At 67.7% G+C, this 24927-nt stretch carries 25 protein-coding genes; all 25 read left to right on the forward strand.

The genetic code is table 11. The features are described 5' to 3' along the window. Nucleotides 1–161: 161 nt before the first annotated feature. Complete coding sequence (locus V9K93_RS09965; RefSeq protein ID WP_337302495.1) at nucleotides 162–578, forward strand: hypothetical protein; 417 nt, start codon at nucleotides 162–164, stop codon at nucleotides 576–578. Nucleotides 579–1021: 443 nt separating this feature from the next. After that, on the forward strand, nucleotides 1022–1387 hold the full coding sequence (gene fliE / locus V9K93_RS09970) for a flagellar hook-basal body complex protein FliE (RefSeq protein ID WP_005409552.1): 366 nt from the start codon (nucleotides 1022–1024) through the stop codon (nucleotides 1385–1387). Nucleotides 1388–1399: 12 nt separating this feature from the next. Beyond that, nucleotides 1400–3043 (forward strand): flagellar basal-body MS-ring/collar protein FliF, encoded by a 1644-nt coding sequence (gene fliF, locus V9K93_RS09975; protein ID WP_046988606.1) that lies wholly within the window; start codon nucleotides 1400–1402, stop codon nucleotides 3041–3043. Between the two features lie 7 nt (nucleotides 3044–3050). Beyond that, nucleotides 3051–4037 (forward strand): flagellar motor switch protein FliG, encoded by a 987-nt coding sequence (gene fliG / locus V9K93_RS09980; protein ID WP_024958226.1) that lies wholly within the window; start codon nucleotides 3051–3053, stop codon nucleotides 4035–4037. After that, nucleotides 4034–4675 (forward strand): FliH/SctL family protein, encoded by a 642-nt coding sequence (locus tag V9K93_RS09985; protein WP_136639692.1) that lies wholly within the window; start codon nucleotides 4034–4036, stop codon nucleotides 4673–4675. Before fliG ends, V9K93_RS09985 begins: the two co-directional genes overlap by 4 nt. Next, on the forward strand, nucleotides 4672–6057 hold the full coding sequence (locus tag V9K93_RS09990) for a FliI/YscN family ATPase (protein WP_136639691.1): 1386 nt from the start codon (nucleotides 4672–4674) through the stop codon (nucleotides 6055–6057). Before V9K93_RS09985 ends, V9K93_RS09990 begins: the two co-directional genes overlap by 4 nt. A gap of 3 nt (nucleotides 6058–6060) precedes the next feature. Then, entirely contained in the window at nucleotides 6061–6528 is a 468-nt protein-coding gene (gene fliJ / locus V9K93_RS09995) for a flagellar export protein FliJ (protein WP_046988603.1), read from the forward strand. After that, a complete protein-coding gene (locus tag V9K93_RS10000) occupies nucleotides 6528–7691 on the forward strand; it encodes a flagellar hook-length control protein FliK (protein ID WP_337302496.1) in 1164 nt (387 codons plus the stop codon). Before fliJ ends, V9K93_RS10000 begins: the two co-directional genes overlap by 1 nt. A 223-nt stretch (nucleotides 7692–7914) precedes the next feature. Further along, nucleotides 7915–8430 carry a flagellar basal body-associated FliL family protein gene (locus tag V9K93_RS10005; protein WP_253079554.1) on the forward strand — a complete coding sequence of 172 codons (516 nt, stop codon included), beginning with the start codon at nucleotides 7915–7917 and terminating at the stop codon, nucleotides 8428–8430. 10 nt (nucleotides 8431–8440) lie between these two features. After that, nucleotides 8441–9445 (forward strand): flagellar motor switch protein FliM, encoded by a 1005-nt coding sequence (gene fliM / locus V9K93_RS10010; protein ID WP_046982598.1) that lies wholly within the window; start codon nucleotides 8441–8443, stop codon nucleotides 9443–9445. Continuing rightward, nucleotides 9442–9777, forward strand: a complete 336-nt coding sequence (fliN, locus tag V9K93_RS10015; RefSeq protein WP_005409543.1) for a flagellar motor switch protein FliN — start codon at nucleotides 9442–9444, stop codon at nucleotides 9775–9777. Before fliM ends, fliN begins: the two co-directional genes overlap by 4 nt. Beyond that, entirely contained in the window at nucleotides 9774–10193 is a 420-nt protein-coding gene (fliO, locus tag V9K93_RS10020; RefSeq protein ID WP_008266130.1) for a flagellar biosynthetic protein FliO, read from the forward strand. The genes fliN and fliO overlap by 4 nt, the downstream gene beginning before the upstream one ends. 1 nt (nucleotide 10194) lies before the next feature. Continuing rightward, the gene (gene fliP, locus V9K93_RS10025; RefSeq protein WP_134958130.1) at nucleotides 10195–10974 is read left to right on the forward strand and encodes a flagellar type III secretion system pore protein FliP; all 780 of its coding nucleotides are present in this window, start codon (nucleotides 10195–10197) and stop codon (nucleotides 10972–10974) included. Between the two features lie 76 nt (nucleotides 10975–11050). After that, nucleotides 11051–11320: a flagellar biosynthetic protein FliQ gene (locus V9K93_RS10030; protein WP_005413254.1), complete on the forward strand. Its 270-nt coding sequence runs from the start codon at nucleotides 11051–11053 to the stop codon at nucleotides 11318–11320. Between the two features lie 13 nt (nucleotides 11321–11333). Next, complete coding sequence (gene fliR / locus V9K93_RS10035; protein WP_046982596.1) at nucleotides 11334–12125, forward strand: flagellar biosynthetic protein FliR; 792 nt, start codon at nucleotides 11334–11336, stop codon at nucleotides 12123–12125. Between the two features lie 164 nt (nucleotides 12126–12289). Then, entirely contained in the window at nucleotides 12290–14425 is a 2136-nt protein-coding gene (locus tag V9K93_RS10040) for a putative bifunctional diguanylate cyclase/phosphodiesterase (RefSeq protein ID WP_136639686.1), read from the forward strand. Nucleotides 14426–14568: 143 nt separating this feature from the next. Further along, nucleotides 14569–15699: a flagellar biosynthesis protein FlhB gene (flhB, locus tag V9K93_RS10045; RefSeq protein ID WP_337302497.1), complete on the forward strand. Its 1131-nt coding sequence runs from the start codon at nucleotides 14569–14571 to the stop codon at nucleotides 15697–15699. A 44-nt stretch (nucleotides 15700–15743) separates the two neighbouring features. Further along, the gene (flhA, locus tag V9K93_RS10050; protein ID WP_211195219.1) at nucleotides 15744–17804 is read left to right on the forward strand and encodes a flagellar biosynthesis protein FlhA; all 2061 of its coding nucleotides are present in this window, start codon (nucleotides 15744–15746) and stop codon (nucleotides 17802–17804) included. Between the two features lie 145 nt (nucleotides 17805–17949). Continuing rightward, on the forward strand, nucleotides 17950–19590 hold the full coding sequence (gene flhF, locus V9K93_RS10055) for a flagellar biosynthesis GTPase FlhF (RefSeq protein ID WP_337302498.1): 1641 nt from the start codon (nucleotides 17950–17952) through the stop codon (nucleotides 19588–19590). Beyond that, entirely contained in the window at nucleotides 19577–20464 is an 888-nt protein-coding gene (locus V9K93_RS10060) for a MinD/ParA family ATP-binding protein (protein WP_065723213.1), read from the forward strand. Before flhF ends, V9K93_RS10060 begins: the two co-directional genes overlap by 14 nt. Next, entirely contained in the window at nucleotides 20461–21204 is a 744-nt protein-coding gene (locus V9K93_RS10065) for an RNA polymerase sigma factor FliA (RefSeq protein WP_006365468.1), read from the forward strand. The genes V9K93_RS10060 and V9K93_RS10065 overlap by 4 nt, the downstream gene beginning before the upstream one ends. A gap of 57 nt (nucleotides 21205–21261) precedes the next feature. Beyond that, the gene (gene cheY / locus V9K93_RS10070; RefSeq protein ID WP_006365466.1) at nucleotides 21262–21654 is read left to right on the forward strand and encodes a chemotaxis response regulator CheY; all 393 of its coding nucleotides are present in this window, start codon (nucleotides 21262–21264) and stop codon (nucleotides 21652–21654) included. Then, a complete protein-coding gene (locus V9K93_RS10075) occupies nucleotides 21654–22259 on the forward strand; it encodes a protein phosphatase CheZ (RefSeq protein WP_046984318.1) in 606 nt (201 codons plus the stop codon). The genes cheY and V9K93_RS10075 overlap by 1 nt, the downstream gene beginning before the upstream one ends. Before the next feature lie 2 nt (nucleotides 22260–22261). Then, entirely contained in the window at nucleotides 22262–24085 is a 1824-nt protein-coding gene (locus V9K93_RS10080; RefSeq protein WP_337302499.1) for a chemotaxis protein CheA, read from the forward strand. Nucleotides 24086–24186: 101 nt separating this feature from the next. Next, nucleotides 24187–24927: a flagellar motor protein gene (locus tag V9K93_RS10085; RefSeq protein ID WP_046984316.1), complete on the forward strand. Its 741-nt coding sequence runs from the start codon at nucleotides 24187–24189 to the stop codon at nucleotides 24925–24927.

Raw genomic sequence — 24927 nt, forward strand, 5'->3', positions numbered from 1 at the left:
CCCTACGCCGGGGCCTGCCCGGGGGCTCCGTGTGTCATCATCGGGGGGGGCCACCCATTCCCACCGAAATGGTTCCCCACCCCACTGCATTTGCACGTTTTCCTAAAGACAGCAGGGCCGCAGTGCGGTGCATTGCAAGGACATCCCAAGGAGGTCCCACCATGCATCGCCTCACCCTGCTCGCCGCCCTGCTCTGCCCGGCCTTGGCTACCGCCGCCAACTGCACCCTGCCCACCACGCTGGACCAGCGCCAGTTCACCAACCTCAGCGACGCGCTTTACGCACCGGACAACCCCAATGCCGGACGCATGGTGCAGGTCAGCTTTGCCGGCAGCCAGTACGTGCTGGACATCCTCGGCACCGACCTCCGCATCGGCGGCAGCTACCACTACCAGCGCCTGGCCCTGCACACCGCGGAAATACAGATGACCGAAGCCCACCCGGCCGGCCCCACCCACTACACCCTGCTGCTGACCTGCCTGAGCGACCACCAGGGCCGTTTCATCTACACCCAGCACGACGGCCCTATCGCACCGCGCCAGCGTCAGAATTCCGGCCGTTGGACCCTGCAGCCCTAGGCCAGAAAACCGACGCCGGTTAAATGGCGCCGCCATTGGGGTCAGAGCCCGTTGCGTCGCAACGGGATCCGACTCCGTGCCGAACGTGTCGACCAAGGTCGACACCCACCAAGGGCATCCATGCCCGTCCGACAGATCGCGGGAAACTGTCGAAGGCGGGGTGGGTCCGGTTGCGGGGGTGTCCGCGGCATGGATGCCGCGGCCAAGCCCCCAGGGACGGGTTTACGGCGTCCCCCGCAACCGGACCCACCCCGCCACCCCACGGATAGCCCGCCGTTGACGTTGCCGTTCACGTTGACGTTGACGTTGATTCGGCGGGTGCAGGGCGCAGCCCTGCCAGAACACCCACACCCTCACTTCACTGAATCGAAAACCGGTTTCGGCACGGCACTTGCACCTGCTCCAGCAGACAACCCCATCCCCTGTTTCTGGAACCGTTGCAGATGTCCCACTCCGTCACGTCGATCCTTTCGCAGATCCGCTCCTATCAGACCCAGATGGGACAGCCGGCGCTCAACCCGCTGGGCGAAACGCCGCGCAGCAACGCCCTGCCGGGCACGGTGCTGGATGCACCGCAGGCCCAGCCGGCCAGCTTCACCGAAACCCTGCGTGGTGCGATTGCCGGCGTCAACGACGCGCAACAGAAATCCGGCGCCCTGGCCAAAGCCTTCGAAATGGGCGACCCCAGCGCCGACCTCGCCAAGGTCATGGTCGCCTCGCAGCAGTCCCAGATCGCCTTCCGCGCCACCGTGGAAGTCCGCAACCGTCTCGTCCAGGCCTACCAGGACGTGATGAACATGCCGCTGTAAGGATAGAACCGCATGGCCCTGTCGCTCTCCAAGGAATCCCTGAACGCCGAAAAGGCGGGCCAGTGGTTCGATCGGCTGCAAAGCCTGCAGATCACCCGTCGGCTCGGACTGATGGCGATGATCGCCGTGGCCGTAGCCGCCGGGCTGTTCGTGTTCTTCTGGTCGCAGAAGCCCGGCATGGTCCCGCTGTATACCGGCCTGGACCAGAAGGCCACCGCTGAAGCGACCGACCTGCTGCGTGCCGCCCAGATTCCGTTCCAGCTGGACCCGGCCACCGGTGGCATCACCGTGCCGGAAAAGAACCTGCACGACGCCCGCCTGAAGCTGGCCGGCTCCGGCCTGACCGACAGCGGCAAACTCGGTTTCGAGCTGATGGAACGCGACCCGGGCTTCGGCGTCAGCCAGTTCGTGGAAAGCGCGCGCTACCAGCATGCGCTGGAGACCGAGCTGTCGCGCACCATCAACACGCTGCGCCCAGTGCGCGATTCGCGCGTGCACCTGGCCATTCCCAAGCCCAGCGCCTTCACCCGCCAGCGCGACGTCGCCAGCGCCTCGGTGACGCTGGAACTGCGTGGCGGCCAGCAGCTGGAGCGCAGCCAGGTCGACGCCATCGTGCACATGGTCGCAGCCAGCATCCCGGACCTGGCACCGGAACGCGTGACCGTGGTCGACCAGAGCGGCCGCATGCTCAGCGTCAGCGACCCGAACAGCGAGGCCGCAGTCAACGCCGCCCAGTTCGAGCAGGTGCGCCGCCAGGAAACCTCGTTCAACCAGCGCATCCGCGAACTGCTGGAGCCGATGACCGGCCCTGGCCGGGTCAACCCGGAAGTCAGCGTGGACATGGACTTCTCGGTGACCGAGGAGGCGCGCGAACTGTACAACGGCGAGCCGCAGAAGCTGCGCAGCGAGCAGATGAGCGAGAACAGCACCACCACGCCGGGTCCGCAGGGCGTGCCGGGCGCCACCAGCAACAGCCCCCCGGGCCAGGCCGCTGCGCCGGCAACCGCACAGACCCCGACCGAAAGCAGCAAGAACGCGACCCGCAACTACGAGCTGGACCGCACCCTGCAGCACACCCGCCAGCCGGCCGGCCGCATCAAGCGCGTGTCGGTGGCGGTGCTGGTGGACAACGTGCCGCGCGCCGGTGCCAACGGCAAGGTCGCACCGCAGCCGCTGTCGGCGGCCGAGCTGACCCGCGTCGAAGCCCTGGTCAAGCAGGCGGTCGGCTTCAATGCCGAGCGCGGCGACACCGTGTCGGTGATGAACGCCCCGTTCGTGCGGGATACCACGCCGGTGGAAGGTCCCGCCTGGTGGGAGCTGCCGTGGGTGCACGATGCCGGCCGCATGCTGCTGGGTGCCGTCGTGGTGCTGGCGCTGCTGTTCGGCGTGCTGCGCCCGGCGCTGCGCGCGATCACCGGCCAAAAGAAGAACGACGAGCAGGCACTGGAGCCGCATACCGCGGACGTGCAGCTGGTGGATGACGATGGCATGCCGCTGCCGGCGCTGGGCGCCGACCGCGCGAGCCTGGGCGGGCCGGATGCGCTGGCCCTGCCGGTGGATTCATATGAGGAACGACTGCGGATGGCGCGTGAAGCCGTGAAGACCGACTCCAAGCGCGTGGCCCAGGTGGTCAAGGGCTGGGTGGCCAATGACTGAGGCACAATTGACCGGCGTACAGCGCGCGGCCGTGCTGCTGCTGTCCCTGGGTGAGCTGGATGCAGCCGAAGTGCTGCGCCACATGGAACCCAAGGAAGTGCAGAAGATCGGCATCGCCATGGCCACCATGACCGACATCACCCGCGAGCAGGTGGAACGGGTGATGGACCAGTTCGGCCAGGAGCTGGGCTCGAAGACCTCGCTGGGCGTGGGCTCGGACGACTACATCCGCAACATGCTGGTGCAGGCGCTGGGCAGCGAAAAGGCCGGCAACCTGATCGATCGCATCCTGCTCGGCCGCAACACCACCGGCCTGGACGCGCTGAAGTGGATGGACCCGCGCGCGGTGGCCGATCTGGTGCGCAACGAGCACCCGCAGATCATCGCCATCGTCATGGCCCATCTGGAAACCGACCAGGCTGCTGACGCGCTGAAGCTGCTGCCCGACCGCACCCGCGTGGACGTGCTGCTGCGCATCGCCACGCTCGACGGCATCCCGCCGAACGCACTCAATGAGCTCAACGAGATCATGGAGCGCCAGTTCGCCGGCAACCAGAACCTGAAGTCGTCCAACATCGGCGGCGTGCAGTGCGCGGCCAACATCCTCAACTTCATGGACAGCGGCCAGGACCAGGCCATCCTGGGCGAGATCGCCCGCATCGACGCGCCGCTGAGCAACCGCATCCAGGACCTGATGTTCGTGTTCGACGACCTGGTCGACCTGGACGACCGCGAAATGCAGCTGGTGCTGCGCGAAGTGAGCGGCGAGCGCCTGGGCCTGGCCCTGCGTGGCGCCGATATCAAGGTGCGCGACAAGATCACCCGCAACATGTCGCAGCGTGCGGCCGAGATCCTGCTGGAAGACATGGAAGCACGCGGTCCGGTGCGCCTGTCCGACGTGGAAGGCGCGCAGCGCGAGATCCTGGCCATCGTCAAGCGCATGGCCGATGAAGGCACGGTCACCATCGGCGGCAGTGCGGAGGCCATGCTGTGAGCAACGTCGTGCGCTGGCTTGCCCCGGACCTGCTGGCCCCGCCCGAACCGGCGCTGGACCAGGAGGACGCGTTCGAACTCACCGAGCCGGATCCGGAGCACGAGCCGGAACCGCCGCTGCACCTGCCCACCCTGGAAGAAATCCAGGCGATCCAGGACAGTGCCGAGAAGGAAGGCTTCCAGCACGGCCATGCCGATGGCTACGGCCAGGGCCAAGCCGAGGTGCGTCGCCTCGCCGCGCAGATCGAGGGCATCCTCGACAACTTCAGCCGCCCGTTGGTGCGACTGGAAAACGAAGTGGTCGGTGCGCTGGGCGAACTGGCGGTACGCATCGCCGGCGCGCTGGTCGGCCGTGCCTACGAGACCGATCCGGCACTGTTGGCGCAACTGGTTGGTGAGGCCATCGACGCGGTCGGTGGCAGCACCCGCGAAGTGGAAGTGCGCCTGCACCCGGACGACATCGCCGCGCTCGCTCCCCTCCTGAACCTGTCGTCGCAGCAGCGCCTGGTACCCGATACCAGCCTCAGCCGTGGCGACCTGCGCGTGCATGCCGAAGCGGTGCGCATCGACGGCACCCTCGAAGCCCGCCTGCGCGGTGCGCTGGACGCTGTGATCCGCCAGACTGGAGCAGGTGCATGACGCCCGAAACGCAACCGAACCCGCCGCCGGCCGATTGGGCCGTGGCCCGCAACCTGCGCCTGGCCCGTCGCCTGGACGGCCTGCGCGTGGACACCGGGCACGGGCGTGGCCTGATCCGCGAGGGCGTGCTGCGCCGCGCAGTCGGCCTGACCCTGGAAGCGGTCGGCTGCGAGGCCCCGCTCGGCGCCAGCTGCAAGGTGGAAGTGGTCGACGGTGGCTGGGTCGATGCCGAAGTGGTCGGCTTCGCCGGCGAGCGCACCTACCTGATGCCCAGCGCCGAACTGCATGGCCTGCTGCCCAACGCACGGGTGGTGCCGTCGGCTCGGCGTGGCGGCGTGGAAGTGGGCGAAGGCCTGCTCGGCCGCGTCATCGACAGCGATGGCGTGCCGCTGGACGGCAAGGGCCCGATCCGCGCCGAAGGCCATGTCGGCATGGCCGGCGTGTCGATCAATCCGCTGGCGCGCGAACCGATCACCCAACCGCTGGACGTGGGCGTGCGCGCGATCAACGCGCTGTTGCCAATCGGCCGAGGCCAGCGTGTCGGCCTGTTCGCCGGCTCCGGCGTCGGCAAGTCGACCCTGCTGGGCATGATGACCCGATACACCGCCGCCGACGTGATCGTGGTCGGCCTGATCGGTGAACGTGGCCGCGAAGTACGCGATTTCGTCGAAACCACCCTGGGCGAAGAAGGCCTGCGCCGCGCCGTGGTGGTCGCCAGCCCGGCTGACCGGCCGCCGTTGGCGCGCCTGCATGGTGCCTACCGCGCCACCGCCATCGCCGAGTGGTTCCGCGACCAGGGCCTGAATGTACTGCTGCTGATGGATTCGCTGACCCGCTTCGCGCAGGCGCAGCGCGAGATCGGCCTGTCGGTCGGTGAACCGCCGACCACCCGCGGCTATCCGCCGTCGGTGTTCGCCAAGCTGCCGGCGCTGGTCGAGCGCGCCGGCAACGGTGCCAAGGGCCGTGGCTCGATCACCGCGTTCTACACCGTGCTGACCGAAGGCGATGATCCGCAGGATCCAATCGCCGATGCGGCGCGCGCCATTCTTGACGGCCACATCCTGCTGTCCCGTCGCGTGGCAGACAGTGGCCTGTACCCGGCCATTGACGTCGAATCGTCGGTCAGCCGCGTGGTCACGGAAATCGCCGACGAGCCGTGGCGCCTGCGCATCCGGAAGTTGAAGCGACTGGTCTCGGCCTATTCGGCCAATCGTGACCTGATCGCCATCGGTGCCTACCAGCGCGGCAACGACGCGGCCACCGACGAAGCCCTGGAACGCTGGCCGGAAATCATGGAATTCCTCGGCCAGGACGTTGCCAAGGCCGCAGATCTCCCGCACAGCCAGGCGGCGCTGCAGCGCCTGGTGGAACAAGAGAGTTAAGCCATGAACCAGTCCAAGCGCATCGACCCCCTGCTCAAGCGGGCCCAGGAACACGAGGATGCCGTTGCTCGCGATCTGGCCGAACGCCAGACCGTGCTCGACACGCATCTGTCGCGACTGGATGAACTGCGCCGCTATGCCGAAGAGTATGCGAACGCGCAGATGGCGGCGACCAGCCCGGCACAGCTGCTGAATCGTCGCGCCTTCCTCGATCGCCTGGACAGCGCGGTCGAACAGCAGCAGGCAACGGTCAATGGCAACCGCGAGAAGGTGGAAGCCGAGCGCGCCCGGTTGATCCTGGCCAGCCGGGACAAGGCCGTGCTGGAACAGCTGGCGGCCAGCTACCGCGCGCAGGAGAAGGTGGTGACCGACCGCCGCGACCAGCGCGAGATGGACGACATCGGCGCACGCCGTGCACGCCTGGTGCAGGCCGAGGACCAGGAAGACGGTGAGCAGGGAGGTCGCACGTGATGCCCGCACCGCTCGCCAGCAGCGCCAACGCGCAGGCACAGAACACCGGCAATGGCAGCACGCGCGCGCCGCGCAATGACAGCGGCAAGGGCTTCGGCCAGCTGTTGCAGGATGGGACGTCGGGCCCGGACACGTCCACGGCCGCCCGTACCTCATCGCCATCGTCGACCACGCCCATGCCGTCTGCGACCTCTGATGGCAACGGGCGGACACCCGCCGAACACAAGCCGGGCAGCGACGCTGCAACCGAAGACGCCACGGCATCGGCACCCGCAGGGACAACCACTGCAGGCGCCGAAAAGGGCAAAGCAGCCGCGACCGAGGATGCGCCGTGGCCACCACTTGGCCTGGCCGGACTGGTGCTGGCGGTGCCGACGCTGGCCGATCCCGCTGCAGTGCAGCCAACAACGGCCACGCCTGTGCTCGCCGACGATGCTGGTGCCCTGCCCGCCGCTGCCGGCGCAGCGTTGCCGGCGGCTGCGGCAACGGCACCCACGGCCATCGCCACTGGATCGCCCGACGGCCAGCCTCTGGCGGCCAGCGCCGACGACGCCACCACTCTGCCGTTGCCGGAGATGATCCTGCCGGCGGGCAAGCGCGGCGACCGAGGCGAAGGTAGCGACGTGGCCGCCATCGGTGACCGTACCCCTGCCCCCCTGCTGCATGCACCGGCAACTGCAGCCGTGCAGGATCTGAAGGCCGCGCTGGCCACCGGCAACGCCATCTTCAACGGCGAACCGACGCCGAAGCCGGTGCTCGGTGACGATGGCTTCGACCAGGCCATCGGCGCCCGCCTGGGCTGGTTGGCCGACCAGAAGATCGGCCACGCCCACATCCGCCTGAGCCCGGATGACATGGGCCCGGTCGACGTGCGCCTGCAGTTGAACGGCGACAAGGTGCACGCCAGCTTCAGCAGCCCGCACGTGGATGTGCGCCAGGCGCTGGAAAGCAGCCTGCCGCGCCTGCGTGAACTGCTGGGCGAGCAGGGTTTCCAGCTGGCCCACGCCGATGTTGGTCATCAGGCCCCCGGCGGTGACGGCAATGCGTCGGGCCAGGCCGGAAGCGGTGGCATGGCGGGTGACGGAGAACCGTCGCCGGGCGACGCCAGCGTGTCGTCCGCGCAGTTGATCCGCCAGCGCGGGCTGCTGGACGCGTACGCCTGACAGGCGTGCCAACCAAGGTTTGCACCCACCAGAGCGGGGCGGTCGGCACCCACCAGAACACCGAGGCAATAGAGCCGCACCTGCCAGTATCGCGTTGGTGGGTGCGGAGCTTGCTCCGCACGGCCCCACCGGCACCCCGACGGAATTCCGTCGCACGCCTCCCCTCGAGCTACGGCACGCCCCTTGCATATCCCGGTGAAGCAACCCTCAGGAGCTTCACCCCGTGGCCGCAGCCGCTGACAAAACCAAGAAGACCGCCGAGAAGGACAAGGCCGCCAAGCCGCGTAGTCCGATCCTGATCACCGCACTGGTGGCCGTACTGGCCGCCGCTGCCGCCGGTGGCGGCGTGTGGTTCTTCACCCAGTCCAAGCACGAAGACAAGGCCGCACCGGCGCCGAAGAAAGCCGCTGCTCCGGCACCGGCGCAGTACTTCGCATTGGATCCGGCCTTCGTGGTCAATCTCAACGGCCCGGTCGACGGCCCGCGCTACCTGCAGCTGGAAGTGCAGCTGATGACCCGCGACCCGGCCGCGCTGGAAGCGATCAAGACCCACGCCCCTGCCATCCGCGCGCGCCTGCTGATGCTGTTCTCGCAGGTCAGCCCGGACCAGATCGCCGATATCGCCGGCAAGCAGAAGCTGCAGGCCGCCTCGCTGGCCGAAGTGCAGAAAGTGCTCAAGGCCGAGACCGGCAGCAACGGTGCCGACGATCTGCTGTTCACCAGCTTCGTGACCCAGTAAGGGCCCCCCGATGAATGATCTGCTGTCCCAGGACGAGATCGATGCCCTGCTCCACGGCGTGGACAGTGGCGCGGTCGAGACCGATGCGGAACCGCCTTCGGGCGAAGCACGTTCCTACGACTTCGCAAGCCAGGACCGGATCATCCGCGGTCGCATGCCGACCCTGGAAATGGTCCACGAGCGCTTCGCGCGCCTGTGGCGGATCGGCCTGTTCAACCTGATCCGCCGCTCGGCCGAACTGTCGGTGCGCGGCATCGAACTGATCAAGTTCAACGACTACATGCACTCGCTGTATGTGCCGACCAACCTGAACCTGATCCGCTTCAAGCCGCTGCGTGGCACCGGCCTGATCGTGTTCGAGCCAACCCTGGTGTTCGCCATCGTCGACAACTTCTTCGGCGGCGACGGGCGCTACCCGACCCGTATCGAAGGCCGCGAGTTCACCGCCACCGAAATGCGGGTGATCCACCTGCTGCTGAAGCAGACCTTCGCCGACCTGCGCGAGGCCTGGGCACCGGTGATGGATGTCGAGTTCGAATACATCAACTCGGAGATCAACCCGCACTTCGCCAACATCGTGACGCCGCGAGAGTACGTGGTGGTGTGCCGCCTGCATGTCGAGCTCGACGGCGGTGGCGGCGACATCCACGTGACCCTGCCGTATTCGATGCTGGAGCCGATCCGCGAGCTCCTCGACGCCGGCATCCAGAGTGACCGCAACGACCGCGACGAGAGCTGGGGCCAGACCCTGCGCGAGCAGCTCAACATCGCCGAGGTGACCCTGTCCAGCGTACTGGCCAGCAAGCGCATGACCCTGCGCGACCTGACCCGCCTGAAGGTCGGCGACATCCTGCCGATCGAGCTGAGCCCGCAGGTGCCGTTGTGCGTGGAGAACATCCCCGTGTTCACCGGCGAGTTCGGCGTCGCCAACGGCATGAACGCCGTGAAGATCACCGCTACCCATCCGCCCGGCACCCGTCCGCGCGTACCCGTCATCCAGGAAGACCCGCAATGAACGATATCGACGCCCTCGAACCGACCCCGGCCCAGTTCAGCAGCCTGCAGGCCGATGAAGCGAACGGTCCGGACCTGAACCTGGACGTGATCCTCGACGTGCCGGTGACCCTGTCGCTGGAAGTCGGTCGTGCCCGCCTGCCGATCCGCAATCTGCTGCAGCTCAACCAGGGCTCGGTGGTGGAACTTGAACGCGGTGCCGGCGAGTCACTGGACGTGTTCGTCAACGGCACCCTGATCGCCCACGGCGAGGTGGTGGTGATCAACGACCGCTTCGGCGTGCGCCTGACCGACGTGGTCAGCCCGAGCGAGCGGATCCGGAGACTGCGTTGAGCCTGCTGGCCTCCACCCTGTTGGCGGTCGGCAAGACCGCCGCACCGATCGGCCCGCAGGTCGGCCAGCACGCGGCCGCCGCACCGAGCCTGTTCGGTGCGGTGCTGGCGCTGCTGGCGGTACTGGCCCTGGTCATCGGCCTGGGCTGGCTGCTCAAGCGCCTGCCCGGCAGCGGCTTCCGCCCGGCCGAAGGCATGAAGCTGGTGGCCAGCCTCAGTGTCGGCGCCAAGGAGCGCGTGGTGGTGGTGGAGGTCAATGGCCAGCAGCTGCTGCTGGGCGTTACCGCGGGCGGCATCAACACCCTGCACACCCTGCCCGAACCGCTGCCACCGCCGGCACCGGTGCGCGTGCCGGACTTCAAGAACCTGCCGAATTTCGCCCAGCTGCTGCAGCAGCGGCTGCGCAAGGATCCCTGACATGCGTGTCACCCGTACCCGTCTTGCCACCCTGATGCCGTGGCTGCTGTTGCTCGCCCTGTGCCTGTTGCCGGCGCTGGCCTTCGCCGCGCCCGGCGCGCCGACCACGCCGCTGCCCGATATCAATGTCGGCAAGATCGGCGGTGCACCGGTCAGCCTGCCGCTGCAGACCCTGCTGTTGATGACCGCGATCACCCTGATCCCGTCGATGCTGCTGGTACTGACCTCGTTCACCCGCATCATCATCGTGCTGGGCCTGCTGCGCCAGGCACTGGGCACCGGACAGACGCCGTCCAACCAGGTGCTGCTGGGCCTGGCCCTGTTCCTCACCGCGATGATCATGCTGCCAACCTGGGACAAGGCCTGGAGCACCGGCATGGCCCCCTACCTCAATGGCGAGATCGACTTCCAGACCGCCTGGACGCTGACCACCTCGCCGCTGCGCGCCTTCATGCTGGCGCAGATCCGCGAGACCGACCTGATGACCTTCGCCGGCATCGCCGGGCATGGCACCTACGCCAGCCCCGATGCGATCCCGTTCCCGGTGCTGGTCGCATCGTTCGTTACCAGTGAACTGAAGACCGCCTTCGAGATCGGCTTCCTGATCTTCATCCCGTTCGTGATCATCGATCTGGTCGTGGCCAGCGTGCTGATGTCGATGGGCATGATGATGCTGTCGCCGATGCTGGTGTCGGCACCGTTCAAGATCCTGTTGTTCGTGCTGGTGGATGGCTGGGTGCTGACCGTGGGTACGCTGGCGGCGAGCTTCAATCCGGCCTGACCGAGAGGCAGTCGAGCATGGCTCGACTCTACATAAGCGTTGCCGGGCATGGCCCGGCGCTACCGATGGAAATACGATGTCTCCCGAACTTGCCTTGACCGAACTGCGTGGCGGCCTGATCACCGTGTTGTGGGTGGCCGGCCCGCTGCTGCTCACCGTGCTGGTGGTGGGCGTGGTGGTGGGCGTGGTGCAGGCTGCGACCCAGCTCAATGAACCGACCATCGCCTTCGTCGCCAAGGCAGCCGCGCTGACCGCAGTGCTGTTCGCACTGGGCAGCCTGCTGATCGGCCACCTGGTCGAATTCACCACGCTGCTGTTCCAGCGCATCCCGCACCTGATCGGCTAGGACACGCGCTTCGATGGACGCCGCCACCCAGATGGCCGCCGATGGGCTGAACGCCTTCGGCATGATCGGCACCGTGCTGTGGACCATGCTGCGCATCGGCGCGGTCGCCATGGCCATGCCGATGGTCGGCACCCGCGCCGTCCCGGCCCGGGTGCGCGTGGTGCTGGCCGGCACCCTGGCCATCGCATTGGCACCGTTGCTGCCGCCGGTACCGGACTGGACCGGTTTCGATGCCGCCACGGTACTGACCATCGCCCGCGAGCTGGCCATCGGCGTATCCATCGGCTTCCTGCTGCGGCTGGTGTTCGAGGCCGGCGCGATGGCCGGCGAACTGATTGCCCAGGGCACCGGCCTGGCCTTCGCACAGATGAGTGATCCGCTGCGTGGCGGCACCTCAGGCGTGATCGGGCAGTGGTTCTATCTGCTGTTCGGCCTGCTGTTCTTCACCGCCAATGGCCATCTGGCGCTGATCTCGCTGGTGGTGGACAGCTACCGGGCACTGCCGATCGGTGCGCCACTGCCCGATCCGCATGCCTTCTTCAGCATCGCGCCGACCTTCCTGCTGACCGTGCTGCGCGGTGCGCTGACTTTGGCGATCCCGCTGACCGTGGCAATGCTGGCGGTGAACCTGGCGTTCGGCGTGCTGGCGCGCGCCGCGCCGGCGCTGAACCCGATCCAGCTCGGCCTGCCGGTCTCACTGCTGCTGGGCCTGTTCCTGCTGGCCCTGCTGGCAGGCGAAATGGGCCCGCCGGTACAGCGCCTGTTCGACGCCGCCTTCCAGGCTGCGGACGCGGTCACACACTGACCCGATCATCACGTTTTACTGCTTGCCCTTCCCCCGGGTCTGCGCGTTAGAGTGAATACGCGGCAACCGGGGGGATGCCGCACGTGGCCGGCGCCCTGCGTCGGCCGGCCTCATGCATGCCCCACCGTAGTTTCCGTCGACAGGCAGGTCCGGGAGACTGACGAATGCTGGTAGGCACGTACAACCCGTGGCTGGTAGTGATCTCGCTGCTGGTCGCCGTGATGGCCTCATACACCGCGCTGGCGATGGCCGGGCGCACGGTTACCGCACCCGGCAAGGGCGCGGCCTGGTGGTGGCGCATCGGTGGCGGCTTCGCCATGGGCCTGGGCATCTGGTCGATGCACTTCATCGGCATGCTTGCCTTCGACCTGCCCATTCCGCTCGGCTACGACCTGCCGATCACCCTGCTTTCCCTTGCACTGGCCATCGCTTCGTCGGTGTTCGCGCTGTGGCTGGTCTCGTTGCGCACGCTGCCGCACCCGCGGCTGGCCGGTGGCGCCCTGCTGATGGGCACCGGTATCGCCGGCATGCATTACGTTGGCATGGCCGCAATGCGCATGCAGCCGGGCATCGACTACGACCCGGGCTGGCTGCTGTTTTCGCTGATGGTGGCAGTCGCTGCTTCGTGGACGGCCCTGTATGTGGCGTTCCGCCTGCGTGCGCAGCGCACCCGTGTCGGCGACCGGCTGGCAGCGGCGGGCCTGCTCGGGCTGGCCATCGTCGGCATGCACTACACCGGCATGGCCGCCGCACGCTTTCCGGAAGGCAGCATCTGCGGCGCAGCCGTCGGCGATGGACTACAGAGCGAATGGCTGGCCATGCTGGTGGTGATGCTCACCGTGGCGATCCTGGCCGTGGTGCTGGTGGTGTCCTGGCTGGACCAGCGGGTGGAGGCGCAGCTGCTGCGCCTGCGCAATTCCCTGTTGAGCACCTCGCTGACCGACGCGCAGCAGGAACTGACCCAGGCCGCACTGCACGACCCACTCACCCGCCTGCCCAACCGCCTGCTGCTGCAGCGTCGCATCGTCCAGGCACTGGCCGAGGCCGAACAGGGCGGCAGCCGTTTCGCTGTGATGTTCATGGACCTGGATGGCTTCAAGCAGGTCAACGATGCCTATGGCCACCAGGCCGGTGATGCACTGCTGGTGGCGGTGGCCGAACGCACGCGCCAACTGCTTCGGCCCAACGACATGCTGGCCCGTCTGGGCGGCGACGAGTTCGTATTGGTGGTGCGCATCGAGCACGACGAGGATCTTCCGACCCTGGCCCGGCGCATCCTGCAGGCGGTCGGCAGCGGGCCCCTGCTGCCGGACAACGAACTGCAGGTGACCGCCAGCATCGGCGTGGCGATCTGCCCGGACCACGCCGCCAGCGAGCGGCAACTGATGGCCTTCGCCGATGCCGCGATGTACCAGGCCAAGGAATCGGGGCGCAACGCCTTCGTGCTGTTCGCCGACTGGATGAACGACAGCGCCGAGCAACAGTTCAGATTGCTTGCCGACCTGCGCCGGGCAATCGGCAGCGAACAGCTGTTCCTCAATTACCAACCCAAGATCCGCGTGGCCACACAGAAAGTGGCCGGCGCCGAGGCACTGATCCGTTGGCGGCACTCGGAACATGGCCTGATCCCGCCGGATCGGTTCATCCGCCTGGCCGAGCGCAGCGGCGCGATCAATGAAATCGGCCGCTGGGCGCTGGACCAGGCCTGCCAGCAGTTGCGCCGCTGGCACGACGCCGGCCATGAAGGCTGGTCGATGTCGGTGAACCTGTCGCCGGTGCAGTTCAGCTCACCGCACCTGCTGCATGACGTGCGCGACGTCCTTGAGCGCTACAGCATCACCCCACGCTACCTGGTGCTGGAGATCACCGAGAGCACCGTGATGCGCGATACCGATACCAGCCTGCGCCTGCTTCAGGCGCTGTCGGCACTGGGCGTGGGCATCTCCATCGATGACTTCGGCACCGGCTATTCCAGCCTGCTGTACCTGAAGCGGCTGCCAGCCACCGAGATCAAGATCGACCACGCCTTCGTGCGCGATCTGGAGCACAGCGCCGAGGATGTGGTGATCGTCTCGGCGATCGTGGCGCTGGGCCATGCGCTGGACATGGACATCGTGGCCGAAGGCGTGGAAACCGCCGCCCAGCGCGCCTACCTGGAACGGCTGGGCTGCGATTACCTGCAGGGCTACCTGCTCGGTCGCCCGGTCGATGCCGCCCGCTTCATGCAACTGCACGACCTGCCCCGGCCTCGTGTGGAACTGGCACAGAGCCCGCCGCCCAGCGGCAACGCGCCCCTGTAGCCGAGCCCGCACCCGGCTCCCCCCCGGGCATGACCCGGCGCTGCCGGTGCCTGCTCTGGTAGGTGCCAACCTTGGTTGGCACATGAACCCGTCACGGCACGGTTCTTGCTCGCACCCCGGCATCTCCTGCCGCAGTGCCCGTGATGTCCGAAGACGAATCCGCCGGCGAAAAGACCGAACAACCCACCGAAAAACGCCTGCGCGATGCCCGTGAACAGGGCAACCTGCCGCGCTCGCGCGAACTCGGCACCGCCGCCGTGTTCGGCGCCGGCGTACTGGCGGTGATGGCCATGAGCGGCTCGATCGGCCGCGGCGCCAGCGCCTGGATGAAGCATGCGCTCAGCCCCGAACAGAGCCTGCGGCAGAACCCGAAGGAACTGTTCGGCCACTTCGGCGACCTGCTGCTGCAGTTCATGCTGGTGATCGCGCCGCTGGTGCTGGTCTGCCTGCTGGCCAGCTTCGTCGCGCCACTGGTGATGGGTGGCCTGCGCTGGTCGCAGAAGGCGATGCTGCCGGACATCAACCGCATGAACCCGATCAGCGGGCTCAAGCGCCTGTACGGCCCGGAGGCCATCGCCGAGTTCACCAAGTCGCTGTTGCGCGTGGCCTTTGTCGGCGTTGCCGCCGGGCTGGTGGTATGGACCGGCTTCGACACCCTGCGCGGTCTGATCCACCACCCGCTGGAGACCGCCATCACCGACGGCCTTGGCTTCACCCTGCGCCTGCTGCTGGCAACCGCCGGCGCGATGCTGGTGCTGGCGGCCATCGACGCCCCGTACCAGCGCTGGAACTGGATGCGCAAGCTGAAGATGACCCGCGAAGAGCTGCGCCGCGAAATGAAGGAAAGCGAGGGCAGCCCGGAGGTGAAGGGCCGCATCCGCCAGCTGCAGCAGCAGATGGCCAACCGCCGGATGATGGAGGCGGTACCCACTGCCGACGTGGTGGTGGTCAATCCGACCCACTATGCGGTGGCCCTGAAGTACGAGGGCGGCGCCATGAACGCCCCCAAAGTGGTCGCCCTGGGCGTGGACGAGACCGCCCTGCGCATCCGTGAAGTGGCCGATGGCAACAAGGTCGCCATCGTCTCGGCGCCGCCTTTGGCACGCGCCTTGTATCGGGAAGGCCAACTCGGAAAGGAAATCCCCGTGAGACTGTATTCGGCCGTGGCCCAGGTCCTGTCCTACGTCTACCAGCTGCGCGCCTGGCGCACTGGCCCGATGCCGGACAGCCCGCACATCCAGGTGGATGAATTCGGCAAGGGAGGCCGCCCGTGAGCGCCCAGCCCTCCCCCGGCTTCAACACCCGCCGCGCCCTGGAGATGATCCGCCAGGGCCTTGGCGCGCCACTGATCGTGCTGGCACTGCTGGCCATGGTCGTGGTGCCGCTGGCCGCACCGGTGCTCGATGCGCTGTTCACCTTCAACATCGCCATCTCGCTGATGGTGCTGCTGGCGGTGGTCTATGTGAAGCGCCCGCTGGACTTCACCATCTTCCCGATCGTGCTGCTGGTCACCACCATGCTGCGGCTGGCCCTGAACGTGGCCTCCACCCGCGTGATCCTGCTCAACGGCCAGAACGGCCACGACGCGGCCGGCAAGGTCATTGCCGCCTTCGGCGAGTTCGTGATCGGTGGCAACTACGCAGTCGGCATCGTGGTGTTCGCGATCCTGACCATCATCAACTTCGTGGTCATCACCAAGGGTGCCGGCCGCGTCTCGGAAGTGACCGCGCGCTTCATCCTCGACGCCATGCCCGGCAAGCAGATGGCGATCGACGCCGACCTCAACGCCGGTTTGCTGACGCGTGAAGAAGCCAAGCTGCGCCGCGAGGAAGTGCGCGAGGAAGCCGACTTCTACGGTGCGATGGACGGTGCCAGCAAGTTCATCCGTGGTGATGCCATCGCCGGCATCCTGATCCTGTTCATCAACATGCTGGGCGGCCTGGCCGTGGGCGTGCTGCAGCATGGCATGCCTTTCGGCGATGCCGCTGCCACCTATACCCTGCTGTCCATCGGCGACGGCCTGGTGGCGCAGCTGCCGGCCCTGCTGGTCTCCAGTGCGGTGGCGATGCTGGTCACCCGTGCCTCGCGCTCGCAGGACATGGCCCAGGCGATGAGCGGCCAGGTGTTCGGCCAGTACCGCGCGCTTGCGATCACCGCCGGCATCCTCGGTGTGGTCGGCCTGGTGCCGGGCATGCCCAACGTCGCTTTCCTGACGCTGGCCGCGATCCTGGGTTTCATCGCCTGGAAGCTGTACCGCAAGAGCAAGCTACCGGCTGCCGATGCCTCTGCCGGCAACAGTGACGCCGCCGCACTCACTGCGCTGGGCCGTCCGGCCGCACCCGCGCCCACCGCCGAACTGAGCTGGGACGAGCTGCGCCCGGTCGATCCGCTGGGCCTGGAGGTCGGCTACCGCCTGATCCCGCTGGTGGACAGCAACCAGGGCGGCGAACTGATGGCGCGGATCAAGGGCGTGCGCCGCAAGCTGACCCAGGATGTCGGCTTCCTGATTCCGTCGGTGCACATCCGCGACAACCTGGAACTGCCGGCCAATGGCTACCGCGTGCTGGTGCACGGCGTGCCGGTGGCCACCGCCGAGATCCATCCGGACCGCGAGCTGGCACTGGACCCGGGCAGCGCGCTCGGTGCGCTGGAAGGTATCGCCGGCAAGGACCCCGCCTTCGGCCTGGACGCGACCTGGATCCAGCCGCACCAGCGCGCCCAGGCCGAGACGCTCGGCTACACCGTGGTCGATCCGGCCACCGTGGTCGCTACCCACCTCTCGCACCTGATCCGCGAACACGCGCCGGAACTGCTCGGCCACGAAGAAGTGCAGCACCTGCTGGCCAACCTGGCCAAGAGTGCGCCCAAGCTCGTCGAAGATCTGACGCCGAAGGCACTGCCGCTGTCGGCGGTGGTACGGGTGCTGCAGAACCTGCTGGTCGAGCGCATTCCGATCCGCCAGCTGCGCAAGATCGCCGAAGCGCTGGTCGAACACGCGCCCAGCAGCCAGGACCCGGCCGTGCTGACTGCCGCCGTGCGCACCGCACTGGGCCGCTTCATCGTGCAGGAGATCGCCGGAATGTCGGCCGAGCTGCCGGTGTTCACGCTCAACCCACAATTGGAACGTGTCTTGCAGGAGTCCACGCAGGGCAACGGCGCCGCGCTGGAACCCGGACTCGCTGAGCGACTGCACCAGAGCCTGGCCGAATGTGTCAGCAAGCAGGAAGCCCGCAACGAGCCCGCGGTCGTGCTGGTACCCGGCCCGGTGCGCGCCGCGCTGGCCCGCCTGGTCCGCCACAGCGTTCCGTCGCTGTCGGTCCTGGCCTACAGCGAGGTGCCGGAGGACAAGCGCCTGAAGCTGGTCGGAACGATCAGCTGACGCCGCCCTCCGATGCGCCAGAAAACAGACACCACTTTCGAACCAACGCAACAGACAGATACCAAGGGGAACCCGCACCGTGCAGACCACCGACCACCCGAGTTCTCCGACCGCCACCCCGCCGTCTTCGTCCCGTGACCACAGCATGAAAATCAAACGATTCGTTGCCGCCGACATGCGCTCGGCCATGAACCTGGTGCGCAAGGAACATGGTCCTGACGCCGTGATCCTGTCCAACCGCCGGATCGAGGAAGGCATCGAGATCGTTGCCGCCGCCAACTACGACGAGAGCGCCGTGCAGCGTGCACTGGAAGCCTCGCGTCGTGACATCGCCCCGCCGCCGGTACCAAAGCCGCGCAATGCCGCCGACGCGGTGATCGCTGCAGTGACCCGTCGCCGCAGTGCCACCCCGGCACCGGAACCGGTGGCTGCGACCACCTCGGCCGTTGCCGCGCTGGCCCGCGCCGCCGTCGGTGCCACCGGCCGCACCCTGGACAGCGCCGACGAGATCGTGCCGACCCGCGGCAGCACCGGCTTCGCCGCAACCCTGGCGCGTGCTGCCGTCAACGAACCGGCGCGTGCGGAACAGGCCTTCGGCCCGTTCGCAGACGCCGTCGCCGACGCTGTCGCTGCACCCGCCGTGATCATCCCGGCCAACCGTGCGCGCTTCCAGATCGATCCGCCGCATGCCGAGCATCAGCAAAGCCCGGCCCCGGCCGTGGCGGTGCAGCCGCCGCCGCTGCCGCTGCCGGCCAGCGTTGTGGCCGACGCGCAGTCGCAGACCTTCGCCGACGAACCGTCGATGGCGGACGCAACCATCGACACCGCCCCGGAACCGACCCTTGCACCAGCCCCGGTGCTGACCGTGGTCGCCCAGGACGATGCCGAGATCCGACAGCTGCGCCAGGAAGTGGCCGGCATGCGCCAGGTGATCGAGCGCGAGATGAACCGCTTCACCGACGAGCGCCTGCGTGGCTGCCCGGTGCGCGCCACTGCACTGGACCTGATGGACGAGTACGGCTTCGACGCCGGCCTGACCCGCGACGTGGCCATGCAGATCCCGCTGGAGACCGATGCGCACCGCGGCCGCGGCCTGATGCTCGGGCTGATCTCGCGCAAGCTGCCGATCGCTCCGGTCGACCCGCTGGAGGAAGGCGGCGTGATCGCTCTCGTCGGCCCGACCGGCGCCGGCAAGACCACCACCATCGCCAAGCTGGCCTCGCGCTTCGCCGAGAAGCACGCCCCGCGCGATGTCGCCCTGGTCACCACCGACACCACCCGCATCGGTGCCCGCGAGCAGCTGTACGGTTACGGCCGCCAGCTCGGCATCGCGGTGCATGAGGCCAACAGCGGCACCGACCTGGACCAGCTGCTGGAACGCCTGAAGGACTACAAGCTGGTGCTGATCGACACCGCCGGCCTGGGCCCGCGCGACCGTGCCCTGGCCGCCCAGCTGCAGTGGCTGCGTGCCGCCCGCCAGGTCCGCACCCTGCTGGTGCTTCCAGCCAACACCAGCTTCGGCGACATGGACGAGGTGGTCCGCCGCTTCGGCGCGGCCAACCTGCAGGGCCTGGTGCTGAGCAAGCTGGACGAAACCGGCCGCTTCGGCAACGCCCTGTCGGTGGCCGTGGACCACGCCCTGCCGATCACCTGGGTGACCGACGGCCAGGACGTTCCGGAGGACCTGCACCGGGCCAGTGCAGCCAATCTCGTACTTCGCCTTGAAGATTTGCGCCGCGCGGCCGATATGCCCTGCAACCCGGAGTTGAACCATGCCGTCGCGTGAGTACGCCAAGCTGACCAAGACCTTCCCGCTGTCGGCCACCCGCAGCGAGCCGCTCGGCCCTGTGCGCACCATTGCGGTCACTGGCGGCAAGGGCGGCGTGGGCAAGACGAATGTGTCCGCCAACCTGGCCGTGGCGCTGGCCGGCATGGGCAAGCGCACGCTGCTGCTGGACGCCGACCTCGGCCTGGCCAACATCGACGTGATCCTGGGACTGAACCCCACCTTTACCCTGGCCGATCTGGTCGCCGGCCGCTGCTCGCTGGATGACGTCATCGTCGAAGGCCCGAACGGCGTGCTGGTGGTCCCTGCCGCGTCCGGCCGCCGCCACATGGCCGAGCTGGCCCCGGCCGAGCACGTCGGCCTGGTCAACGTGTTCTCCGAGCTGGAACGCGAGCTGGACATCATGGTGGTGGACACCGCCGCCGGCATCAACGATGGCGTACTGACCTTCTGCCAGGCCGCACAGGACACCGTGGTGGTGGTCTGTGACGAGCCGGCCTCGATCACCGACGCCTACGCACTGATCAAGGTGCTGTCGCGCGAGCGTGGCGTGGACCGCATCCAGGTGGTGGCCAACATGGTGCGCGACCCCAACGAGGGCCGCGTGCTGTACGAAAAGCTGACCCGTGTCTGCGAGAAGTTCCTCGCCGATGTCTCGCTGAACTACCTCGGCTGCGTTCCGCAGGACGATTGGCTGCGCCTGTCGGTGCAGCGCCAGCAGCCGGTGGTGAAGGCCTATCCGTCCAGCCCGGCCGCGCTGGCGATCACCGAGATCGCGCGCCGTACCGCGCGCTGGCAGGCGCCGACCGAACCGCGTGGCGGCGTCGAATTCTTCCTCGAACGCATCCTCAAGCAGCGTGGGGTGACGGCATGAAAGGCGCAGCCCAGTACAGGGAAGTGCAGCGCTCGGCGGCGAACGAAGTCATCGCCCAGCATTCGGACCTGGTGCGGCGCATCGCCCACCATCTGGCTGCGCGCCTACCCGCCAGCGTCGAGGTCGATGACCTGATCCAGGCCGGCATGATGGGCCTGATCGAAGCCTCGCGCAGCTACGACGCCGACCAGGGCGCCTCGTTCGAGACCTATGCGTCGATCCGCATCCGCGGCTCGATGATCGACGAGATCCGCCGTGGCGACTGGGTGCCCCGCTCAGTGCACCGCCGCGCTCGTGATGCCGCCGCCACCATCCGCCGCCTGGAGCAGAGCAGCGGCCGCGCCGCCAGCGCCACCGAAGTGGCCGCGGCGATGGAAATGCCGCTGCCCGAATACCTGCGGTTGATGGAAGACGCCGCACGTGGCCAGGTGCTGAGCCTGGAGTCGCGCATCGAAGACCAGGGCGAGCTGGACACCGTCACCCAGGGCGGCCCGACCCCGCAGCAGGTACTGGAACGCGGCGAGTTCGGCCGCGAGCTGGGCAAGGCGATCGGCCACCTGCCCGAGCGCGAGCAGCTGGTGCTGTCGCTCTACTACGAGCAGGAGCTGAACCTGAAGGAGATCGGCGCGGTGCTTGGCGTAAGTGAATCGCGGGTCTGCCAGATCCACGGCCAGGCAGTGCTGCGCCTGCGTGGTCGACTGAAGATTTTCGAGGCGGCGGACGCCGGCCTCGAAGAATGAACATGCCCGAGGCGGCTGCCCCCGGCCGCCCGGACTGAACAACAAAGGAACTCTGCTTTGAACAAGAACATGCGCATCCTGATCGTCGACGACTTCTCGACCATGCGTCGGATCGTCAAGAACCTGCTGGGCGATCTGGGCTTCACCAATACCGCCGAAGCCGAGGACGGGCATGCCGCGCTGTCGCTGCTGCAGAGCCAGCCGTTCGATTTCGTGGTCACCGACTGGAACATGCCGGTGATGACCGGCATCGAACTGCTCAAGGCGATCCGCGCCGATGCCAAGCTGAAGACACTGCCGGTGCTTATGGTGACGGCCGAAGCCAAGCGCGAGCAGATCATCGAAGCCGCCCAGAGCGGCGTGAACGGCTACATCATCAAGCCGTTCACCGCGCAGACCCTGGAAGAGAAGCTCGGCAAGATCTTCGAACGCCTGGCGGCCAGCGCCTGATGGATACCACGGTCGACAGGAACGCCCTCGCCCTGCGCCTTCAGGAAGCCCTGGACGCACTCGAGTCCGGTGACGAAGCCGCGTGGCGGCAGCGCATCGACGGGCTGGTCGCACTGCGCACGCAGCCGATGATGAGCGGCCTTTCGCGGCTGGCCCGCGAGCTGGGACAGGCGCTGGGTGAGCTGCCGACCGTGCCTGACGAAGCCGGCGAACTGGACGACGCCTGCGCGCGTCTGGACCACGTGGTGGCGATGACCGAACAGGCCACCCACCGCACCCTGGACCTGGCCGAGGAATGCCGCAGCCTGACCGAACAGCTGCGCGCCGAAGGCCTGCAGCCTGGCCAGGACGCGCAGCTCGAGCGCATCCGCCACAACCTGACCGAGATCGCTCTGACCCAGAGCTACCAGGACCTGACCGGGCAGATCATCCGTCGCGTGGTCGGCATCGTGCGCCGCGTGCACGAAGGCTTCGGCGCACTCGGCCTGCCGCCGGAACAGCATCGCTCCGACCCGGAACTGGCCGGACCGGCACTGAAGGGACTGGACCGCCACGCGGTCTCGCAGAACGACGCCGACGACCTGTTGTCGGATCTGGGGCTGTAAGCATGAGCGCGGTATCCGACGACATCACTGCCGATTTCATCATCGAGGCGCAGGAAATCCTGGATCGCCTGGGCGAACAGCTGGTGTCGCTGGAGCAGGCACCCCAGGACGGCGACCAGCTCAATGCGGTGTTCCGCGGCTACCACACGCTGAAGGGTGGCGCCGGCTTCCTTGGCGTGACGGCCATGGTTGAACTGTGCCACGCCGCCGAAGAAGCCCTCGGCGCCGCGCGCGCCGGCCAGGCGGTGCTGCAGGCCCACCATTTCGATGCCGCCCAGCAATCGCTGGATTACCTGCAGTCGATGCTGGATGCGGTGTCCTCGGGTACCGAACCGGGCTACGCGCCCCCCGAGCTGATCGCGCAGTTCGATGTACACGGTGGCGCCACCGCCCCGGCGGCCGCCGCTGCGCCCGCCGCCGGTGGCAGTGACCTGATCACCGACGATGAGTTCGAGGCCCTGCTCGACCAGCTGCACGGCGGCAAAGCCCCGACCGCGGTCGCACCGGCGAAGAAGGCCGACGACGGCCTGATCAGCGAAGACGAGTTCGAAGCCCTGCTCGACCAGCTGCACGGTGGCGCCGCACCCGGCACCAAACCGGTCGCCGCAGTGCCGGCGGCACCGCCCGCGCCACGCCCAGCCGCACCCGCACCGGCGGCCAAGCCGCCCGCCAAGCCACTGGCCGAAGCCGAGCACACCGTGCGCGTGGATACCAAGCGCCTGGATGCGATCGTCAACCTGATCGGCGAACTGGTGCTGTCACGCAATCGCTTGAAGACCCTGCGTGCGCGCCTGCGCGACGAGGAGCTGGACCGTGCGGTATCCACGCTGGACATCGCCACCGCACGCCTGCAGTCGGCGGTGATGCGTACCCGCATGCAGCCGGTGGGCAAGGTGTTCTCGCGCTTCCCCAAGGTCGCCCGCGACGTTGCCCGCTCGCTGAAGAAGGAAGTGGACCTTGAGCTGATCGGCGCCGAAACCGAGCTCGACCGCAACCTGGTCGAAGCCCTGGCCGACCCGCTGGTGCATCTGGTCCGCAACGCCATCGACCATGGCGTGGAAACGCCCGAGCTGCGTGAAGCCCAGGGCAAGCCTCGGATGGGCCACGTGCGCCTGTCGGCGCAGCAGGAAGGCGACTACGTCAGCATCGAGGTACAGGACGATGGCGCCGGCATCGATCCGGAAAAGCTGCGCGCGAAGGCACGCGAGAAGGGCCTGATCGATCCGGAAGCCGCTGCCCGCCTGAGCAGCGAGGAATGCCTGCACCTGGTGTTCCTGCCCGGCTTCTCGACCAAGCAGCAGGTCACGGATATCTCCGGCCGTGGTGTCGGCATGGACGTGGTGCAGTCGCGCATCCGCGAACTGAGCGGCCAGATCCAGATCCAGTCGGAACTGGGCCGCGGCAGTCGCTTCCTGATCCGCGTGCCGCTGACCCTGGCGATCCTGCCGACCCTGCTGGTGCAGGCCGGCGAGGACGTATACGCCTTGCCGCTGGCACGCGTGATGGAAGTGCTGCACGCCCCGCGCACCTCGCTGGGCTGGTTCGATGGACGTGCCGTGCTCGACCGCCGCTCGCATACCCTGGCGCTGGTCGATCTTCGCCAGTGGCTGGATGTGACGCCGGCCGCCTCGCCGCTGCTGACCATCGTCGTGCTGCAGGCCGGTGAAGCCCGGTTCGGCCTGGTCGTGGACCAGGTGCGAGGGCGCGAGGAAGTGGTCATCAAACCCTTGCCCAAGGCGCTGCGTGGCCTGGCTGGTTATGCGGGTGCAACCTTGATCGGCGATGGTCGCATGGCCCTGATCCTGGACGTGGACGGACTGCGCTGAAGCCCGCCGGGCCATGCCCGGCGACCCGAAAACTGTGACTACCGTCTGTACACGACCTCCCGGTGTCTCAAGTCCCATTCACACAAGCCGATACCGGACCCATGGATAGACTCAGCCTCATTGGACTCTTTCTCGCCCTGGCCTCGCTGGTCGGCGGCAGCATCCTCAAGGGCGCCGGCCTGGCGTCGCTGTGGTCGCCTGCCGCGTTCGTGATCGTCATCGTCGGTACCGTCGCCGCGATCCTGCTGCACACCTCGCCGGCCGTGTTCAAGCACGCCTTCAAGATCGTGCGCTGGGTCGTGCGACCGCCGCACAGCGACCGCCGCGAACTGATCCAGCAGATTGTCGAATGGAGCAACATCGCACGCCGCCAGGGCCTGCTTGGCCTGGAAGCACAGGTGGAAGCACAGCAGGACCCGTTCCTGCGCAAGGGACTGCAGCTGCTGGTGGACGGCGTCGAGCCCGAATCAATCCGGCACATGCTGGAAATCGAACTGGGAAGCCAGGAGCACCAGGACCAGGCCGGCGCCAAGGTCTTCGAGGCGATGGGCATCTATGCGCCCACGCTGGGCATCATCGGCGCCGTGCTCGGCCTGATCGCGGTGATGAAGAATCTCGCCGACCCGAGCAAGCTCGGCCATGGCATCGCCGCCGCGTTCACCGCCACCATCTACGGCATCGCCTCGGCCAACCTGCTGTTCCTGCCGATCGCCGCCAAGCTCAAGAGTGTGATCTCGCACAACACCCGTGATCGCGAAATGGTCATCGAAGGCCTGATTTCGATCGCCCAGGGCGAGAACCCGCGCAACATCGAAACCAACCTCTCCGGCTTCCTGCACTGA

The sequence above is a fragment of the Stenotrophomonas sp. CCNWLW162 genome (assembly GCF_037203745.1).
Taxonomy (GTDB): Bacteria; Pseudomonadota; Gammaproteobacteria; order Xanthomonadales; family Xanthomonadaceae; genus Stenotrophomonas; species Stenotrophomonas maltophilia_AQ.